The organism is Sphingobacterium chuzhouense, from assembly GCF_014692525.1.
Classification (GTDB): Bacteria; Bacteroidota; Bacteroidia; order Sphingobacteriales; family Sphingobacteriaceae; genus Sphingobacterium; species Sphingobacterium chuzhouense.
In genome coordinates this window covers 257,043-276,925 of record NZ_JACNYL010000005.1, presented here as the reverse complement: position 1 = coordinate 276,925, position 19,883 = coordinate 257,043, and the positions used below count along the sequence as shown (strand labels likewise).

At 39.8% G+C, this 19,883-nt stretch carries 16 protein-coding genes; 7 read left to right on the top strand and 9 right to left on the bottom strand.

Going from position 1 to position 19,883, the window contains the following annotated elements:
* Window positions 1-31 precede the first annotated feature (31 nt).
* A complete protein-coding gene (locus H8B21_RS18850; protein ID WP_190315391.1) occupies window positions 32-1,132 on the bottom strand; it encodes a S1C family serine protease in 1,101 nt (366 codons plus the stop codon).
* Window positions 1,133-1,147: 15 nt separating this feature from the next.
* Complete coding sequence (locus tag H8B21_RS18845) at window positions 1,148-1,717, bottom strand: RNA polymerase sigma factor (protein WP_190315390.1); 570 nt, start codon at window positions 1,715-1,717, stop codon at window positions 1,148-1,150.
* Window positions 1,718-1,867: 150 nt separating this feature from the next.
* Between H8B21_RS18845 and ispF the strand changes: the two genes are divergently transcribed.
* The gene (gene ispF, locus H8B21_RS18840; RefSeq protein ID WP_190315389.1) at window positions 1,868-2,347 is read left to right on the top strand and encodes a 2-C-methyl-D-erythritol 2,4-cyclodiphosphate synthase; all 480 of its coding nucleotides are present in this window, start codon (window positions 1,868-1,870) and stop codon (window positions 2,345-2,347) included.
* On the opposite strand, the gene H8B21_RS18835 is transcribed toward ispF, so the two are convergent.
* Complete coding sequence (locus H8B21_RS18835; RefSeq protein WP_317170417.1) at window positions 2,331-3,557, bottom strand: TCR/Tet family MFS transporter; 1,227 nt, start codon at window positions 3,555-3,557, stop codon at window positions 2,331-2,333. The genes ispF and H8B21_RS18835 overlap by 17 nt on opposite strands.
* A 160-nt stretch (window positions 3,558-3,717) precedes the next feature.
* On the opposite strand from H8B21_RS18835, the gene H8B21_RS18830 reads away from it, so the two are divergent.
* Together H8B21_RS18830 and uvrC are read left to right on the top strand one after the other, a co-directional pair.
* Window positions 3,718-5,964: a penicillin-binding protein 1A gene (locus H8B21_RS18830; protein ID WP_190315388.1), complete on the top strand. Its 2,247-nt coding sequence runs from the start codon at window positions 3,718-3,720 to the stop codon at window positions 5,962-5,964.
* A gap of 81 nt (window positions 5,965-6,045) precedes the next feature.
* Entirely contained in the window at window positions 6,046-7,845 is a 1,800-nt protein-coding gene (gene uvrC / locus H8B21_RS18825; RefSeq protein WP_190315387.1) for an excinuclease ABC subunit UvrC, read from the top strand.
* A 154-nt stretch (window positions 7,846-7,999) separates the two neighbouring features.
* Here the strand turns inward: uvrC and era are convergent, their stop codons facing one another.
* Window positions 8,000-8,878 (bottom strand): GTPase Era, encoded by an 879-nt coding sequence (gene era, locus H8B21_RS18820; RefSeq protein ID WP_190315386.1) that lies wholly within the window; start codon window positions 8,876-8,878, stop codon window positions 8,000-8,002.
* Between the two features lie 51 nt (window positions 8,879-8,929).
* A complete protein-coding gene (locus H8B21_RS18815) occupies window positions 8,930-10,873 on the bottom strand; it encodes a KUP/HAK/KT family potassium transporter (protein ID WP_190315385.1) in 1,944 nt (647 codons plus the stop codon).
* Between the two features lie 192 nt (window positions 10,874-11,065).
* On the opposite strand from H8B21_RS18815, the gene H8B21_RS18810 reads away from it, so the two are divergent.
* Window positions 11,066-11,491 (top strand): T9SS type A sorting domain-containing protein, encoded by a 426-nt coding sequence (locus H8B21_RS18810; protein ID WP_190315384.1) that lies wholly within the window; start codon window positions 11,066-11,068, stop codon window positions 11,489-11,491.
* A 7-nt stretch (window positions 11,492-11,498) separates the two neighbouring features.
* Here the strand turns inward: H8B21_RS18810 and ispG are convergent, their stop codons facing one another.
* Entirely contained in the window at window positions 11,499-13,523 is a 2,025-nt protein-coding gene (ispG, locus tag H8B21_RS18805) for a (E)-4-hydroxy-3-methylbut-2-enyl-diphosphate synthase (RefSeq protein WP_190315383.1), read from the bottom strand.
* A 55-nt stretch (window positions 13,524-13,578) separates the two neighbouring features.
* Window positions 13,579-14,505 (bottom strand): LiaI-LiaF-like domain-containing protein, encoded by a 927-nt coding sequence (locus tag H8B21_RS18800; protein ID WP_190315382.1) that lies wholly within the window; start codon window positions 14,503-14,505, stop codon window positions 13,579-13,581.
* A gap of 167 nt (window positions 14,506-14,672) precedes the next feature.
* Here H8B21_RS18800 and H8B21_RS18795 point away from each other — a divergent pair, with 167 nt between their 5' ends.
* The 3 genes from H8B21_RS18795 to H8B21_RS18785 all read left to right on the top strand — a co-directional run bounded on the left by H8B21_RS18795 (window position 14,673) and on the right by H8B21_RS18785 (window position 17,131).
* Window positions 14,673-15,407 (top strand): MlaE family ABC transporter permease, encoded by a 735-nt coding sequence (locus tag H8B21_RS18795; protein ID WP_190315381.1) that lies wholly within the window; start codon window positions 14,673-14,675, stop codon window positions 15,405-15,407.
* Window positions 15,408-15,412: 5 nt separating this feature from the next.
* Entirely contained in the window at window positions 15,413-16,168 is a 756-nt protein-coding gene (locus H8B21_RS18790) for an ABC transporter ATP-binding protein (RefSeq protein ID WP_190315380.1), read from the top strand.
* A gap of 66 nt (window positions 16,169-16,234) precedes the next feature.
* On the top strand, window positions 16,235-17,131 hold the full coding sequence (locus H8B21_RS18785) for a class I SAM-dependent methyltransferase (protein ID WP_190315379.1): 897 nt from the start codon (window positions 16,235-16,237) through the stop codon (window positions 17,129-17,131).
* On the opposite strand, the gene H8B21_RS18780 is transcribed toward H8B21_RS18785, so the two are convergent.
* Both H8B21_RS18780 and purU read right to left on the bottom strand, forming a co-directional pair.
* Window positions 17,099-18,913 carry a hypothetical protein gene (locus H8B21_RS18780; RefSeq protein WP_190315378.1) on the bottom strand — a complete coding sequence of 605 codons (1,815 nt, stop codon included), beginning with the start codon at window positions 18,911-18,913 and terminating at the stop codon, window positions 17,099-17,101. The two genes, H8B21_RS18785 and H8B21_RS18780, sit on opposite strands and share 33 nt — an antisense overlap.
* Window positions 18,914-19,012: 99 nt before the next feature.
* On the bottom strand, window positions 19,013-19,855 hold the full coding sequence (gene purU / locus H8B21_RS18775; RefSeq protein ID WP_190315377.1) for a formyltetrahydrofolate deformylase: 843 nt from the start codon (window positions 19,853-19,855) through the stop codon (window positions 19,013-19,015).
* Window positions 19,856-19,883 lie beyond the last annotated feature (28 nt).

Sequence of the window (19,883 nt, the reverse complement as noted above, 5' to 3'; positions counted from 1 at the left end):
AAGGGGCAAATAAAATTTGCCCCTTTCTTTTTTAGTAAACCTTCACGATATAAATGTAATCTTGTAATTTTTTAATCTGGTCGGTTCGCGACAAATTGTACAATAAATTTTTATTGTTAAGAACAACATTTTTCCCATTAAGGGAGTCAGCAGGGATACTGTTCAATGTTTCCATTAAAGCTTTCGTCTTGATCGCAAAAGCTGCACCATCTATTCCCTTTTGTTTTCCGCTGATAATTCCGATTATATTACCTTCTTTGTCCAATAGTGGTCCTCCACTGTTACCCGGGTTTACCGGGATTGATATTTGATAAGCAAGAGTGTCGCCGGCATATCCGGTAGAGGAGCTTAGATAGCCTTGTCCGTAGACAGCTTCATCTCTAGGAAAACCAATAGTGTAAACATCTTCCCCCATATCGGAGTCTTGTTTTTTAAAGGTGTACGGGATGCTCTTTATAGATTTAAAGGTGGAGTCGTTGATATGCAAGATCGCCAAGTCCTTTTCAGGATTTGTAAAAATAATATCTGCCTTGAACGATTCCCCTTTATGATTCTGTAAATGTACAGAGTCGGCTCCGGTGATAACATGATAGTTTGTGACAACATAGCCATTTTTTGTAATCATGAATCCGGTAGCGCCGTAGTGCATCGTTTCTTTAATATTCTCTTTGGTGTTGTTGATATTTTGAATAGCTGCATTCTGTGCATTTACATTACGTTTTACGGTATTCATATCCCTGCGTAAAGCACTGTAATCTGATGTGGTTTTTTTCAAGTTTTTATAATAACCTGTCAACCATAAAGTCGAAAACACGGATACAATGGCAATAGCAGCTGCTACAGCGGCATTGAGTTTCAGCCTATCCCATAAGCTGATAACTTTAGTTGCCGGTTTTGGGTTATGAGTCTTATCGTAATCCAATGCAATATGCTGTAAGTCTCGTTTGAAATTTGAGCGTGCATCCGCTTTTTCCATAGTAGTTAAAAAAGCTTTGTGTTGTGCAAAAAGTTCTGCCTTTACGGGATTTTCCGCACAATATGTCTCAAACCGCAATCGATCTTCCTGCGAAAGCTCTTCCCGAAGATATGCATCTGCCCACTCTATAAACTCCTGTTGATTTAAGCTTTTCATGCCTATTATTATAACTTATTTTTTGAAAAATATCTTTTTTAAACGCTGGAGACATTTATACTTCTGCGTCTTCGCATTATCGGCGTTCGTATAACCAAACTTCTCACAAATAGCTGCCATCGATTGCCCTTGTATATAAAAATCATATAAGATAGTTCTACAAGGCTCTCCTAATCCGTTTAATGCATTTTCCATTTGAACAAAATTAGCTTCCTTAACCTCGTGATCTTCGATGATTTCTTCAGCAGCTAGCGCTTCTCCGTAATCCTCTATTGAATCCTTACGGTATTTCGCCTCGCCGCGTGTAAGATGCTTAAGCCATAATCGTTTGGAAATCGCATATAAGAACGTTTGTAATCTGCTGCTCAAAACAAAATCGTCATCACTGATCTTATTATACAAAACCATCACCGTTTCTTGGAAAATGTCCTGCGCTTCCTCTCTGCTACCACGATTGTTGATAACCATGTTGGCAATAGGTGGGAAATGTATTTGATATAACTGCTGGATAGCAAGGTTATCTCCCTCCCTGATGCCGTCAATGATTTCGGAATCAATCTGTATATCGCTTTTTTCCTTACTCACTTATTAATACCTTTTTAATCAAATAGTAACCTATTACGCCGTATAAATTTTAAATTTTCGTCAAGTAGATGACGAATCAAAAGTAGCAAATAAATTTTTGTATGTTCTTTTTTTCATGATGGAAAAAGAAAGGGTTAACTTCGCGTTGTTATGAAGATAAAGGTAGGTTTTGGTTTTGATGTCCATCAAATAAAAGAAGGACATCCATTCGTCATCGGTGGAGTGCAATTAGAACACCATGCAGGCGCGTTCGGGCATTCGGATGCAGACGTCTTAGTACATGCAATTTGTGACGCTATCCTGGGGGCAGCAAACTTAGAGGACATGGGGTTTCATTTTCCCAATACCGATCCTAAATGGAAAGGGATCAGCAGTCTCGTTTTGCTTGAAGAATGTGTAAAGCTCTTAAAAGAAAAGGGATATACATTGGGCAACATCGATGGTATGCTATGCTTGGAAGCTCCAAAGATTAAACCATACATCCCCGCCATGAAAGAGAATATCGCTAAAGCTGCCGGGATTGATATAGATGACATATCCATAAAAGCGACGACCAATGAGACGATGGGTTTTATAGGTCGTCAGGAAGGTGTTGTTGCCTACGCTGTATGCCTTATTGAGAAACCCTAGGTTTTCCTTGGAAATAAATATAAGCGGTAATAAGTGCAGTAAGTGTCAGTAAGCCTCCCATAATGAAAGGTGCGCCCGGAAAATATATAGGTGTATTTTCTTTTGTAAAAAAGGAAAATAGATTGCTCATCATTAAAGGACCAAATATGGCTGTCAAACTGATAACGGAAGCGATTCCGCCTTGTATTTGTCCTTGTTCGTTGGATGGTGTAAGGTTAGAAACGAGACTTTGGATCGCAGGGCCGCCGATCCCTCCGCATACATAAAGGACACTTGCTGCAAACAGCATCCAGCTAGAGGGCACTATACCTATTAATGGCAATGCTAGTGTTAAAAAAAATAAGCCCGTCAAAATGGATTTGGGTAGGCCGAGCCTAGGGATAACGATACGTAATAAGCCAGCTTGAACAATGGTAAGTAGTGTTCCAATGAAACCAAGTGATATGCCTACCATTTTTTCATCCCAAGCGAATTTTTCCATTGTATAGTAGGACCACGTGCTTTGAACGGCATGAGCAGCTAGGTTAACTAAAAAAATACAAATGATAAGCGCATATATCTGTGGGTATTTTTTCATGTGCTTGAATGCCCCAATGGGATTTGCGTTTCGCCAGGAGAAAGAACGTCTGTTCTCTTTGGTCAAGGATTCTGGAACGATGAAGTAACCGTATATAAAATTGAAGAAGCTCAATGCGCCGGCAGCAAAAAATGGAATACGTGGGCCATACTGTCCTAAAAGCCCACCTATAACCGGTCCAATGATGAAACCTAGTCCGAAAGCGGCTCCCAGCAACCCGAAATTTTGAGCTTTCTTTTCGGATGAGCTAATGTCCGCGATATAGGCCGCGGCGACGGTATGGCTAGCTCCAGTGATACCGGCGATGAGACGTCCTACAAATAGCCAAAGGATACTAGGGGCAAAACCCATTAGTATATAATTGATGCAAAAACCTAATAGCGACATCAGTAATACAGGGCGTCTGCCATAGCAATCGCTTAAATTTCCTAGTATCGAGGCAAATATAAATTGTGTAAAAGCATAGGAAAACATCAACCATCCTCCATAATGGGAAGCTTCACTAAGGTCCCCATGTATCAATTCTTTAATGAGGGAGGGCAACACCGGGATAATAATACCTAATCCGATGGTATCGATAACAACGGTCAGGAAAATGAAGAATAACCCCGCATTGTTTTTTTTATGCATCATTCGTGGTTCGTGATTCGTAACTAGTCACGAGTAATTAATCGCGGATTACGAAAATAAATAATTTGGCTAATGTAGAACTTTAATATGGTATCGTTCTAACTTTTTTAAACTTATTAGAACTAGAATGTTAACTTTGTACTGAAATCGTATCATAGATGCAATGAAGAGAGAATCAAAGCAGAAGTTGACAGACATAGATATTAAACGATATACCCGGAATTTTTGGACGGTCTTATGTAGTATTGTTATTCTTGGGGCACTTTTTCTCATAAGTGTACGTTTAGGTGTATTTGGTAAATTACCGTCTTTTGAGGAATTGGAAAACCCGAAGAGTAATTTGGCTTCGGAGATATTGACCGATGATCTCAAAGTTTTAGGCACTTATTATAAGCATAACCGCTCCAATGTAAAGTACAGCGAGTTATCCCCTTATTTAGTTCACGCACTGATTTCTACGGAGGACAAGCGTTTTTATGAGCATTCGGGTATTGATTATTCCCGGACAGTTACTTCCGCTATTTATACGACGTTGTTGAATAGAAAACAAGGAGGGAGTACAATTACACAACAGTTAGCTTTAAATCTCTTTTCCGAGCGTCGGGAGCGTAATACATTTAAGCGCATCATGCAGAAGTTCCAGGAGTGGATTACCGCCGTTCGTTTAGAAAGAAGTTATACCAAAGAAGAAATTATCACCATGTATTTCAATACGGTTGATTTTGGGGCTTACAACACCTTTGGTATTAAGTCCGCCGCCAGAACCTATTTTGATACTACTCCGGATCAATTGACGGCTGAACAGGCAGCCATGTTGGTGGGTATGTTGAAAGGTACATATATCTACTCGCCTGTGAGATTTCCTGAAAATTCGATGAAACGGCGGAATACAGTATTGAATAATATGATCGACCAGAACTTTCTGACGAAAGAAGAAGGACAAAAGGCGAAGGAACTGCCATTGGATTTGAAGCTACGTATATCTAATTACGGAGAAGGCATGGCGCCTTATTTCCGCGCCGTACTAAAAGAAGAATTAAAAAAAGAATTTAAACGTCTGTCCATTACGAGAGCAGATGGTACGCCTTATGATCTGGATCGTGATGGGTTGAAAGTATACACACCAATCAACTACGCGATGCAGCAATATGCGGAAGAGGCGCAGAAGGAATGGATGGAAAGACTACAGCGGGATTTTGACAGACAGTATCGCAACTCCGATCCGTTTAAGGGAGAAAATGCGAAATTACTGGTCTCTGGTATGCGCCGTTCTGACCGCTACCGTGTATTGAAAGAGACCGGTATGTCTGAAGAGGAAATTAAACAAGAATTTAATAAAAAAGTGCCGATGACCTTATTTACCTATAAAGGAAATGTTGATACGGTCATGACGCCAATGGATTCTATTCGTTATAACAAGCTTTTTCTACGAAACGCTGTTATGTCTATGGAACCGAAGACAGGCCATATCAAGGCTTGGGTTGGTGGTACCAGCTTTGAACATTTCAAATTTGATCACGTAAAGTTGGCACAAAGGCAAGTGGGCTCAACGGCAAAGCCGTTTACATATGCTGCTGCAATCGATAATGGTTACTCGCCTTGTTTTCCGGTGCCTAATCATTCTCGTACCTATGGTAACTGGACGCCTCGTGGAACAATTCAGGGAGGTGACCCTATCTCGTTAAAAAACGCATTGAAATATTCCCAAAACTTTGCTTCTGCTTATGTCATCAACGAAGTCGGAGCAGCGACTGTTGCCTCGTTGACAAAGCGTATGGGGATTACATCTAATGTTCCGAATTATCCATCTATTGCATTGGGTGCATACGAGGCATCTGTATATGATATGGTAGGTGCTTATTCAGCATTTGTTAACCATGGTACGTGGATTGAGCCAACCATGATTTTACGTGTCGAAGATAAAAACGGTACACCTATCTATGAGAAGACACCAACGGTGGTTAAAGCGCTAAACAGCGAATCTGCCTATATTATGGTTGATATGTTGAAAGGTGTTGTGGATGGTGGTACGGGTTCTCGATTAAGACGTGCGGAGTTTGGAGGATTTAAAAATCCAATTGGCGGTAAAACAGGTACGACAAATGATAATTCCGATGCTTGGTTTATCGGTATTACGCCGGATTTGGTAACAGGCGTATGGACAGGAGCGGAAGATCGTGGTATCCGTTTCTATAGCATGGCGTCGGGGCAAGGAGCGCAAGCTGCACTTCCGATATTTGGCTTGTATATGAAGAAAGTATACAGTGACAAAAAACTGCATTATACACAAGAAGATTTTCCGCTTCCTCCCGGCGGATTAACGCGTGAAATAGATTGTAGCCAGTATCAGGAGTTTTTAGGTGCACCGTCTAGCGAAGGTTCTTTAAATGATGATAGGTTGGGATTCTAATATTCTTGCTTAATTTAAATAGGATTTATAAACGCCGGACAGCAAATTTTAACGAAATTTGTTGTTCGGCATTTTTATAATATGAGTGTATTTGATTACAAAGAGGAGTTAAAGAAAATACCCCGTAAACCGGGCGTTTATCAATATTTTGATAAAAATAATGAACTCATCTATGTTGGTAAAGCGAAGGATCTGCGTAATCGGGTAGGATCTTATTTCGTAAACGAACAGCAACTCAATAGCAAGACACGTGTACTTGTCCGAAAAATAAACCGTATAGCATTCACCATCGTGGATACGGAAATCGATGCCTGGCTTTTGGAAAATAACCTTATTAAGAAGCATAAGCCACGCTACAACGTCATGTTGAAAGATGATAAAACATATCCTTGGATTGTCATCAAGAATGAGCATTTTCCACGTGTGTTTTGGACGCGAAAATATATTCGGGATGGGTCACGCTATTATGGACCGTACGCTTCCGTAGGTATGATGCATATCATCTTGGATATGATTCGGGAGCTTTTTCCCTTGCGTACTTGTAATCTGAACCTGTCTCCCGAGAACATCGCAAAAGGCAAATACAAAATTTGTCTGGAATACCAGATTGGCAATTGTAAAGGACCATGTGAAGGTTATCAATCGGAGGAAGATTATAATCGAAACCTCGCCGATATCAAAGATATATTGAACGGAAAGATTACGGTGGTCACTAATCGTTTGAAAAATCAGATGAATGATGCCGTAACAGCTTTAGATTTTGAAGCTGCACATAAGTTAAAGGCGAAGTTGGAAAAGCTTTCTAATTATCAAAGTAGATCGACCGTGGTCAGTTCGTCGATTACAAATGTGGATGTATTTAACATTGCTTCGGAAGATAACTATGCTTTTGTAAACTACTTAAAAGTAGCACATGGCGTTGTTATTCAAACCCAGACGTTGGAAATGAAGAAGCGTTTAGATGAGTCAGAAGAAGAATTACTTGCTCTGGCAATTCCCGAATTTCGGGAACGGTTCAAAAGTACGTCCAGGGAAATCATTGTTCCATTTGATATTCATATCGAAGAAAGCAATACGATAAGATTTACAGTCCCAAAAGCGGGGGAGAAGAAAAATCTATTGGAATTATCTCGTAAGAATGTTGCTTATTTTAAAAAGGAACGTATGCTGCAGTACGAGAAGTTAAACCCGGAAGTGAAGACAGAGCGTATTCTTAAGCAGATGCAAAAAGACTTGCGTTTAAATGTGCTTCCTCGACATATTGAATGTTTTGATAACTCGAATATCCAAGGAAATTTTCCTGTGTCAGCCATTGTCGTCTTTAAGGATGCGAAGCCGTCTAAAAAGGATTATCGGCACTTCAATGTGAAGACCGTTGTTGGCCCAAATGATTTCGCTACAATGGAGGAAGCTGTTTTTCGACGTTATAGAAGATTATTGGATGAAGACCAACAGCTTCCTCAATTAATCGTCATTGATGGCGGTAAGGGACAGCTAGGGGCGGCGATGAAAAGTCTAAAATTGTTAGGGATAGAAAAGAAAGTGACGGTTATCGGTATTGCCAAGCGTTTGGAAGAATTATATTACCCTGGTGATCAATATCCGTTGTATCTAGACAAGAAATCGGAAACCTTAAAAATTATACAGCACCTACGCGACGAGGCACACCGGTTCGGTATTACGTTTCACCGTAATCAGCGTAGCAGAAAAACATTTGTCTCTGAATTGGAAAATATTCCGGGAATAGGAAAAACTTCTGTAGAAAAGCTATTGAAAACCTTTAAATCAGCTAAAAAAGTAAAAGAAGCCTCCGACGAAGAATTGAGTAAAGTGCTGACCCGGAAACAGGTTATAGCGCTCCGCGAATATTTTATGCCATAATCTTTGGGATAAATGTACTATCCCTCCCTTATCTTTAATTGTCCATCCGGATATTTGAAGTTTGTAGAAATTTGCTCTTTGCAGGATAAATCATTTCAAATATCCGAAGGACGAGGTTTTTGGTTCTTTTTTACGGGAAAAAAGAACATAAAAATTAATCATCATACCCAAACTTTTTAAGGTAATTCTTCTTGCGTCGCCAATCGGGAATTACCTTGACAAAAAGCTCCAAAAACACTTTTCCATCAATAAACTCTTCGATATCCTGTCGAGCGTACGTGCCAACTTTTTTTATCATCGAGCCAGCTTTTCCAATAAGAATATTTTTTTGTGAATCACGCTCCACAATGATTTCGGCAGCTATCCTGGTAATGTTATCTTCTTCTTTATATGATGTTACGATAACTTCGGTGCTATACGGAATTTCTTTGTCGTAGAGCTTAAAGATTTTTTCACGAATCATTTCCGACACGAAGAAACGCATACTTTTGTCCGTTAACTCGTCTTTTTCGTAGTAAGGCGGATGAATAGGGAGTTTCTCTTTAATATATTCCATAATACCTGCCACGCCGTGATTGAGCAACGCAGAGATAGCAAAAACAGCATCGGGATTTAGTTTTTCTTGCCAGAATGCTATTTTACTTCTCACTTCTTCCTCCGATGATTTATCAATCTTATTAATAAGGACCGCAACAGGAGAACTTGTTCTTTGCAATCTTTCAATGACATCACTCTCATCGAATTTTTCGTGAATGTCTGTCACAAATAAAATGACATCAGCGTCAATAAGCGAGCCCTGTACAAAATTCATCATCGATTCCTGCAGGGAATAGTTTGGCTTTATGACGCCAGGTGTATCCGAGAATATAATCTGGTGATCTTCATCGTTCACAATCCCCATGATTCGATGTCGGGTAGTCTGCGCTTTAGGTGTAATGATAGACATTTTTTCACCTACCAATGCATTCATTAAGGTAGATTTCCCTGCGTTGGGTTTTCCGATGATACTGACGAATCCTGCTTTATGCGACATGAAGTGTAATTTTTGTGATGTGTAAAGATACGAAATTTAAGAAAATAGCCCCTATGGGAGTCTTCGAAGCGAAACTTCCTTGGTATTGGGGATGTTTAATGGAACACGTTCAAGTGTTACAAAGCTGCTATCCAAACCAAAACCCTTCTCCTCGGATAAACTGAATTTCTTTAACGTTTTATATATTTCCAAGATTATTTTTTCATGCCATTTTAAATCGTGTGTTTTGGCAATTATTTTCTCGAGGACTACAAAATTGAAATCACCAGCTATGCCATGTTTTCTTAACGTATTATAGTTACTAGTGATATCAATCTCGCCTTTCTCAACCATATCTTCTACGACTTTTCGGAATAATAAACTAATGCGTTGTTCTTCCCGAAAACCCAGTTTAAAGTCGATACGGATAAGTTTTTTGGGTATGAGCTGTTCGACTTGGTATTCTCTTGTGTGTGGGTTATCCATTACATCAACATGTACAAGCCAATATACGTCTGCTCGTTTGGGTTTTTTATTCAAGATAGAATAGATGATTTTAGACTCGATTTCGTTTTTATTGTTTGCACTCGTTAAATACACGATATGTGATGCAAATACGGGAACTGACTTATCCTCGCTTAGTTCTGCAATAATGGGAAAATACGGCCGGATGTCGGTAAAACGTACAAAGCTGTTCTTGATCTTGCGTGCACCATACCAAGCAAACATCACCACAAATAAGGTGCTTGCTAGCAATAGCGTCAACCATCCCCCATGTGTCAGCTTTACGAGGTTTCCGGCAAGAAACACGATTTCAATGGTGAAATAGAACAAAGCGAAAATCATAATCCATACTTTGGAGACATGCACCCTCGAAAGAAAAACACACATCAAAATTGTGGTGGCAATAAAGGTTAGGTTAATTGCCAATCCGTAGGCCGCCTCCATATTGGAGGAATGCTGAAACACAGCTATTATCAACATACAACCGATATATAAAATAAGGTTTATGGACGGTACGTATAGCTGTCCTTTATGTTCGCTGGGATAGCGGATAGAAACTTTTGGCCAGATATTTAAACGTACAGCTTCTGAAATTAAGGTGAAAGAACCGGATATCATAGCTTGGCTGGCGATGATTGCCGCCATAGTAGCGATAATGACGCCATACCCAACGAATGCGCCCGGCATAATGGCATAAAAAGGATTTGTGTCGCCGATTTGTGTACCCGCGTGTTCCATCAGCCATCCACCTTGACCAAAATAATTGAATATGAGCATGAGCTTAACAAATATCCAACTAACACGGATATTAGATTTTCCGCAATGTCCCATATCGGAGTATAAAGCTTCTGCTCCTGTTGTACACAGAAATATAGCACCGATTAAGAAAAGAGAATTGGGATGATCGATAATCGTTGAAACAGCATAATATGGGTTTAAAGCGTAGAATACTTCCGGGGCACGTATGATATATAATAATCCTAAAATTCCAATCATACTGAACCACACAAACATTAAGGGACCAAAAATACGCCCTACGATGGAGGTTCCGAATCGCTGTATAAGAAATAACAAACTAATAATCGCAATGACGATAGGTACGGTTGGTATGTCGGGATTTCGAATGGCTAGCCCCTCAATTGCAGATGAAATAGTAATCGCTGGGGTAATCATGCCATCCGCTAGCAGTGCGCTGGCCCCTATAATTGCCGGTATAATAAGCCATTTTGCCTTTTTGCGAACTAAAGAATAGAGGGATAGGATGCCTCCCTCGCCTTTATTATCGGCCTGCAAAGTGATCCACACGTATTTTATAGTAGTCTGTAAGGTCAACGTCCAAAAGACACAGGATAAACTGCCTAAAATAAGGTTTTCTTCTATGATGCCCTTGTTGAAAATCGCTTTTACGACATACAGGGGAGAAGTGCCGATATCACCGAAAATGATGCCTAAACTAATTAATAAGCCGGCCAGACTCAGCTTATTCGCATCGGAATGCTTATTGGGTTTCATTTTTTAAAAATTATGATGCAAACATACATTAAAAATGTTTGTATTTTTATAACGACAAAAGGGACAACGTATAATCTTGTTAAAAATTGTTAAAGGCAAAAAAAAAATAAAAAAAAGTATCCAACCAAACATCAAAAAAATTAACTTTGTTAATATCAATTACTCTACTCTACTTACTGATGAACATATAACATGACAGGATTAAGAAAAAAAATAGCATTATTTACTGTTGCAAGCATAGCAATGCTTAGTATAGGTAATGCTATGCATATTTCTACTGTCATAGGCAAAACAAATACAGCTATCCATTCTTTTTCTAATTTTACTACATACTCTAACGATCAGGAGAGCGAAAAATTGATCAACAATGTAAAAGTATTTTACAATCCTGTTGCAGAACAAATTACCTTAAACTTTACCCTAAGCCAACAAAATACGGTAGTTATCAAAGTAATGGATGCTTTGGGGAATGAAGTTTTAAACTTAATGAATGGTCGTTTAGATGCAGGTCTACAGAGCCTATCCTTCGATACCGATGGAAAACTGTCTACTGGATTCTATTTTGTGCGGGTATCTTCCGGTACCGAAACCGTTGTGAAACGCATTTCTGTAAGGTAGTTTCTACCTAATCTTTAATCGTTAAGCTTTCACTCCCCTCATCCACCCATAATCCGTCGTTTTTTATAATCTCTATCAATTCATCTAAAGCATTGGCAGAGCTTACATTTCTTTTTACAACTTCTTTACCTCTATAGAGTGTTATTTTGTCGGGGCCCGCACCTACATATCCATAATCTGCATCAGCCATTTCTCCGGGGCCGTTTACAATACAGCCCATAATACCGATTTTTAAGCCTTTTAAATGATTAGTACGGCTTCTAATCATTTGTGTCGTTTCCTGTAAATCGAAGAGGGTTCGTCCACAGCTCGGGCAAGATATATATTCTGTTTTCGAAATGCGGGATCGAGTCGCTTGCAATATGCCAAAGGACAGTGAAGCAAGTTTATCTAAGGGAGTAGCTGGTGAATCTATCCAGATACCAGAGCCCAATCCATCAACTAATAAAGCACCCATATCCGTAGCCGCATATAGTTGGATTTTGGAGATTGGTTCCTCTGGATTCATGATGTCACCCACCGGACCAGAGAATTCGTCGATAGGATAACTGCGTTTGATAATAACCGGATTATTCACGCCGATAGTTTGCAAGTTGTTGAAAAACTGTCGTTGGTCTGCCATTCCATGAGGTTGATTCGTTTCCAAGAGGAAGACCACGGTGTTGTTTAGCTGTAAATTCGCGAAATACTCTCCCTCCAAATCGTCGTTTGTTAATGTTATCAAATTTAAGGAAGGATCGAATACCGATGCATTTTGAAAACTTTCCAAGGTATAAACTGGATGTTTGTTAGCCTTATCTTTTAAATTTTCCCAAGTGTCATAGTCGTACAATACTTTAAGGTTTCCAGGTAATGTAAACGATGGCAATTGCGAGCCGAGGTAAACAAAGTCCACCGATTGGTCTCCCATGTGATACTTATCATTGATCGCGTCGTACCGATAACCGACGGCAGTCAATATAAAAGGATCTTTTAAATTTTCTCGTGAGATATCCGCGACTACGCGTGGGACCAAAGAACCACCGATAAATGCATTGACTTCCGCCGCTTCATAGGGGCTGGTATCTGTATGGCCTGATAAGTTGATAATTTCGGGTGTTTGAATATTTTCTTGTCGTGTCTTGCGGTTTGTATAACGATTAACTAAAGCCCGGGCAACCGGGATTTCATTTTCCGGTTCTTCTGTAAGGGAAACCCGGATAGTGTCGCCCAGTCCATCTTCTAATAATGTTCCGATACCGACTGCGGATTTTACGCGTCCATCTTCACCATCTCCGGCTTCCGTAACGCCTAAGTGAAGCGGATAGTTCATATTCTCCGCTATCATTTTTTCGGCTAACAAGCGGTAGGCACGTACCATTACCTGTGGATTGGAGGATTTCATGGACACGACAAGATTATAGTATCGCAAATCTTCACAAATTCGAATGAATTCCAATGCCGATTCCACCATACCCTCGGGCGTATCGCCGTATCGACTCATAATACGATCGGAAAGCGAACCGTGATTCGTGCCAATACGCATAGCGGTGCCATACTCTTGGCATATTTTAACTAAAGGAGCAAACTTTTTATAGATACGCTCCAATTCACCCTGATAGGCTGCATCCGTATATTCTATTTGGTCAAATTTCTTTTTATCGGCATAGTTACCAGGATTAATACGTACTTTTTCCACAATACGAGCCGCCACCTCTGCCGCATTAGGTGTAAAATGGATATCTGCCACAAGAGGAACATTATAGCCGCGCATCTTTAATTCTTTTTTAATATTGGCTAAATTTTCAGCCTCTTTAATACTTGGTGCTGTAATCCGTACATATTCACATCCTGCATCTACCATACGGATCGTCTGTTCCACGGATCCTAATGTGTCCATGGTGTCGACGGTCGTCATACTTTGGATACGAATAGGATGATTCCCTCCCATGGGAATGTCACCCACGGTTACTTCTCGTGTTAAAAACCGACTATAAGATGTTTTGGAATTACAATATCCTCCGGGTAAAATGATTGCGTTCGTTGTGTCCATGCGTAGATACAAAGTTAGCTTTTTTTTCTCATTTTACTTTTTGCAATATGCTATATCAATATCGGGTTATGGTGAAATTATTGGCGGCTCCTTCCAGCTCGATATCAAATCTATTTTCCGCTTCGTTATAATTTGCTGTTTTTGCAATGCCACTTTCGTTGGTTTCAAAACCCTCAAAAGAATTTTTCGATAAAATAGAAGTATATTCAACTTTAACGGCAGCGTCCTTTGGGATGCGGAAATGGATTTTCGACGCACCGGTAGCAATATCAATTTTAGAAATGCCGGCCTTTGGAGTTCCTAACGTGAGATCCATATTACTTGCGCCCATGTTTATTTCCAGATTTTTGAATTTCAATGTGGACAGATCGTTGTTAATGTTAGCGGCACCATAGTTTAAATTTAAGCTCCAAAGCACATCAGGGTGAAGATTTATTAGGACCGCGTCAGACTTTTTGCTTTTTGAGGTTGGCTTTGCATTGATAACGACTTTTTGTTTACCTTCCTCTTGCGTTGTCTTCATATTCATACCCATGTCGTCAGTCTTTGCTTTGGCAGAAACCAGATTGGCTTTTTCACCGACCTTCATTTCAAATTTTCCAGCTCCTCCATTAAACTCTAAAGTAGACTCTTCCACTGTAGGATCAAATGGTGTATGCACAGCGTTCGACAGCGGTCCACTATCATCGATATTACCGACATTGATGTTTTTGCTGTTAAAAAGTTGTTCCGACCAATCTGTTTTAGGAGCCGTCATACCCACGTATAAAATCCACCCTAAAAACAGAACATTACAGCCAATTTTAATATAATTTCCATAGGTCTTATTTTGGGCAATTAAGTTGATACCGACAATAATAATGAGCAAAGGCCAATATTTGATTGTTGCCCAAAAATTAAAATGTATAATGTCCAGATTGTGCAACAAAAGAACTAGTCCTATAAAGACAAACCAAATGCCGGATGTTAACTTATTCTCCATACTTCTGTAAATATAACAGCTCAAAACTACAAGTTACGATTTTTTTATAAAACTACTTTTAGGTTATGTTGTTAATACTTTCGGTGAAAGAAACCATTCCATCGGTGAAATTTCTTCCACGCAAATGTGTATATTGCAATAGTATTTAACGAAACGTCGATTATTCTATGATATTTCATCATTTTGGTTCCTATATCCTGTTGTTGAGAAAGGTCTTCAAAAAACCCGAAAAATGGAAGATATATTTAAAAGAAATTTTTCATGAGATGAATGAAATAGGCATAGGCTCGTTAAGCTTAATTTTGATTATTTCTACGTTCATTGGAGCGGTTATGACGTTACAAATCGCCTTTCAGCTGGTATCTGATCTTATTCCAAGTACAGTTATCGGACAAATCAACCGGGATTCCAATATTTTAGAACTGGGGCCGACTATTTCGGGTTTGGTGTTGATGGGGAAGGTTGGGTCTGCTATTTCTTCCCAAATAGGCTCCATGCGTGTAACGGAACAAATCGATGCGCTAGAGATCATGGGCATCAATGCACCTGGCTTTTTGATCTTACCTAAGATAATCGCAGGTGTTATCATGGTTCCGGTATTGGTTATCATTGCCATTTTCTGTGCTATTACCGGTGGATTAATAGGAGGTAGTCTATCGGGTGCTGTAGCACCGTCAGATTATATACAAGGGATACAAGAAGGTTTTAATGGTTTTACGGTAACAGTAGCCATTGTAAAAGCTATAATTTATGGATTTATTATTACTTCAGTTCCGGCGTATAAAGGTTTTTATGTCAGAGGTGGGGCATTGGAGGTTGGACAAGCAGGAACAAAAGCAGTGGTGATTGGCTGTATTGCGATTTTGGCTTGCGATTATATTATTACCGCATTGATGCTTTAAAATTTATGATTGAGATTCAAAATATATACAAATCATTTGGTGATAATGAGGTATTGAAAGGGATAGATGCCATTTTTGAACCGGGCAAGGTGAACTTAATCATCGGAGGCTCGGGCTCAGGTAAAAGTACGGTGTTAAAATGCATCGTTGGTTTGCATGAACCCGATCAGGGGAAGGTGTTTTTCGATCAGCAGGAGTTTACGGAAATGGATTTCGAGGAACGTGTACCCATCCGACGGAACATTGGCATGTTGTTCCAAAACTCTGCTTTGTTCGACTCTATGACCGTAGAACAGAATATTACTTTTGCATTGAGCATGTTTACCGATATGAGCCAAGAGGAGAAGATAGAACGTGCGAACTTCTGTCTCGACAGGGTGAATTTAAAGAATGCAAATAAATTGTATCCATCTGAACTTTCAGGAGGAATGAAAAAGAGGGTAGGTATTGCGAGGGCCATTAGTATGAGTCCTAAGTATTTGTTTTGTGATGAACCGAACTCCGGTCTTGATCCGGCGACTTCCATACTGATAGACGAGTTAATTCAAGAGTTGACAGAGGAATATCAATGTACGACTGTCGTGGTAACGCACGATATGAACTCCGTGATGGGAATCGGTGATTATATTATGTTTTTATACAAAGGACAAAAGTTCTGGGAAGGATCCAATGAGGAGATGTTGCGTTCGGATGTACAGGAATTGAATGATTTTGTCTTTGCAAGTCCGTTGATGAAAGCAGCAAGGGATTCCATTAAATAATACAACATCTCACATCTAATATTTATCTTTGTGATGTTTTTAATGTCTGACATCTAATATCTGAAATTGACTTCAACAACAAACATACAACTTCTTACACCACAATACTGGAAAGATTACGAGCTGATCGATTGTGGTGATTTCGAAAAATTAGAACGATTTGGTGATTTTATTTTGATTCGTCCTGAGCCTCAGGCCGTATGGCCGAAAACCCTATCGGAAGCGGAATGGACGAAAACACACCATATCCGCTTTAAAGGACGGTCGGCAACTTCTGGTGATTGGTTGAAGAAAAATCCCCAAACACAAGATCGTTGGCATATTACTTATAAAAATAAAGACGTCGCAATTAAATTCCGTTTGGCGCTAACCTCGTTCAAGCACGTTGGAATATTCCCCGAACAAGCGGTGAATTGGGATTATATATCGGAGTCTGTTAAATCTTTTAAAACTCCTAACCCTAAAGTATTGAATTTATTTGCTTATACAGGAGGGGCTTCGTTAATTGCGAAAGCAGCAGGGGCGGATACAACACATGTGGATTCTATTAAACAGGTCGTAACTTGGGCAAACGAAAATCAAGAATTATCCGGACTGGATAATATCCGTTGGGTGGTAGAGGATGCGCTTAAATTCGTTAAAAGAGAATTAAAACGTGGAAATAGATACCATGGCATTATATTGGATCCTCCTGCATACGGACATGGACCGAAGGGGGAAAAGTGGAAGCTTGAGGATCATATTATGGAAATGATGCGCGATGTCGTGCAACTTCTCGATCCCGAAGAACATTTCCTTATTTTGAATACCTATTCTTTAGGATTTTCCTCAGTCATTGTGGAGAATCTGATAAGAACGGCTTTACCACATGTGGAAAATTTGGAAATAGGGGAACTTTATTTACAAGCGACCGCAGGATCTAAACTTCCTCTAGGCGTTTTTGGGAAATTTCGAAAAATATAAATTTACAGATTCCTTTTTCTGTCCTTTTAAGCTCTGTTCGTAATCGCTTAAGGCAGATATGAAACTCCGCGTTTCCTTGAAGCCAAATTTTTCCATTTCTTTTGTTATCGTACGATAGTAAATTATCCCTTGTAAGAGTTGATCTTTAAATCTTTGGATAACTTTCAGCTTTTTTATATCGTCAAAACTGTTTTTTACTAAGTTCTGAAGGTAGTCTACATAGAGATGCAGTTCGTTTAGAAACATATGAGGCCTATTTTTCAAGTCCAGTGGACGGCGACCATAAATATGATCTATCATTTCTTGAAGGGAATACGTTCTCTTAAAATAGGCGATATTTGGACCTGGGCAGATAGAAACAGCCGTAATCTCTTTGGGCTTCTGTATATTATATTTCAGATAGGCAGAAGCGGCAAGCCCCTCACACAAGCAGGTTTTTGCTGTAGTTTTATCAAACTGCTCCTGAAATTCTGTTTCGGGAAGCTGGCGATTTTTTAATTCTTTAATTTTAGCATGCTGATAAACACGGGAAGCTGTACATATGGGGACGTCCGAAAACTCCGTATTGGATACCAGATATTTCTTTGTGCAGGGACTTCCGGGAATGCCCTTGGCAATACGTTCCATCCGTCTTTGCTCCGCTGTACTTCCTTTAAAATTATTGAATGGGACGCCAAGTGGGGAAGAATCGCTTAGATAAAAATCGGCTTTATCTGCTTGCGTTAATTTGGTTAATGTATCGTTGTCAACCGTAGTTGCTTCCGGAACTAATAAAAACGGTGAGCCCCATCCGGCACTATCAAAGCCATAATAGGTTAAAAGGAATGTTTGTTCTTCAGCTGTCCCTATTCCCCCCTGCACACTGAATCTGATAGGGAGCGTGTGTACATTCGATATCCCCTTTTCAAGGAGGGATGCTCTATATATGCCGGAGAGTTCTTGAACAAGTTCCTCTTTCTTTTGTTTAAACTCTTCCAGAATAGGGCCTAGTAAATAACCGTCTGTTGCGAAAGCGTGCCCTCCACAATTTAACCCGGACTCTATGCGAAATTCTGAAACCCATAATCCTTTTTTAGCAAGGTATTTTGCTTGAATGTAGGCAGAGCGATAGTCTGATACTTTCAAGATAATCTTCTTCTCCAATACACCATATCGATTTGGAAAGAAAGCCGGTAATTCGGTAAGGTAATTATATAGACGAGGATTCATACCGGCTGATAACACAACGGAAGATCGTAAGTTAGATTGGGCGAAACCTCGTAATGCCGATAAAGCGTCCGAATATTTTTCGTCTAACATATTTCCTTTTGCATCCACGTTGAGCTTGTCAACCTTTGCCATAATGTTGACGTCAATTTCTCCGGGGACAACCATCGCTTTTAGTTCTTCCTCCAAAGTTGCTTTTTCAACTCCATCATCGGAAGCTAACATTTTTTTATAACGTCGTTTGCTTAGATCGGTATCTGGCAATAGCTCGAAATATTTTGTCAAATCGGAATCTGGTAAGAACTCCTCGTTCTTGATATGAAAAATCTGTGTATCAATAATCTGCTGTACTAAATTGAGATAAGCGGTGATTCGCTTAGCGCGATAATCTTCCTCCGTTTTCTTTATAGGAACATAATAAAGCTGGTTTTCGTGCGCGTGGAATGCTCGTATACGTTCGATAAGCTCATCGTCTACGATAGACATAACTGAGGAGATACCAAATTTTGCAACTTTTAATGGAGAGTCAATGGAGAAAGCTAACCCCAATACGGGGATGTGGAACGCGTGTTTCATGTGTATAGTGTATCATTACAAAATACAGCAATTCCACTCGGGTATAAAATAACGTAAGTGTTATATAAAAATGATTTCGGTCATTTTTCTCTTGTATCTCTACTCAAAAACAATCGTCTTATTGCCCTGTAGCATCACTCGGTCTTCCGTCAGCAAATGGATGGCTTGGCTTAATACCGCTTTTTCAATTTCCTTCCCTGCTGTAACCAAATTGGGAACATCATAACTGTGGTTGATCGATTTAGTACGTTGTACGATGATTGGTCCCTCATCCAGGTCGTTGGTGACGTAGTGTGCCGTTGCGCCGATAATCTTTACCCCACGTTTATAGGCCTGTCGGTAAGGATTTGCGCCAATGAATGCAGGGAGGAAAGAATGATGTATATTAATGAGCTTGCCCTCAAACCTTGCCACGAAAGTGGGAGAGAGAATACGCATAAACTTTGCCAGCACGATATAATCCGGTTGGTATGGTGCAATGGTTTCTGCTAGTTCCTGCTCAAACGCTTCCTTGCTTTTGTTTTCATGAGATATATAATGATAAGGAATATTGAACTTCTCGGTAAATTCTTTCAGCACTTCGTAGTTGCCGACTACTGCTTTTACAGAAGCATTAAGTGTTTTGAAAAAATGACGTACAAGGATGTCCGCAAGGCAATGATGTTCTTTAGTTACTAAGATAACAAGCTTCTTTTCACGAGCAGGATTGATGGACACCTGTGCGTGAGCAGGTAAGTTGTCTTCCAAATCCCGTTGCAATAGTGGAGTAGCAGCCGGCACGCCGCTACATACCACACGGACAAAGAATTTGCGATTTTCTTCGTCAACAAATTCCCGCATGGTGACGATATTTAAATGATGCTTAGCGATAACATGTGCGACACTGGCAACCAGGCCCACTGCATCTTGACACTGGATAAGTATTAAGGTTTGGTTGTTCATTATTTACATTGTAAAAAATACCGATGTT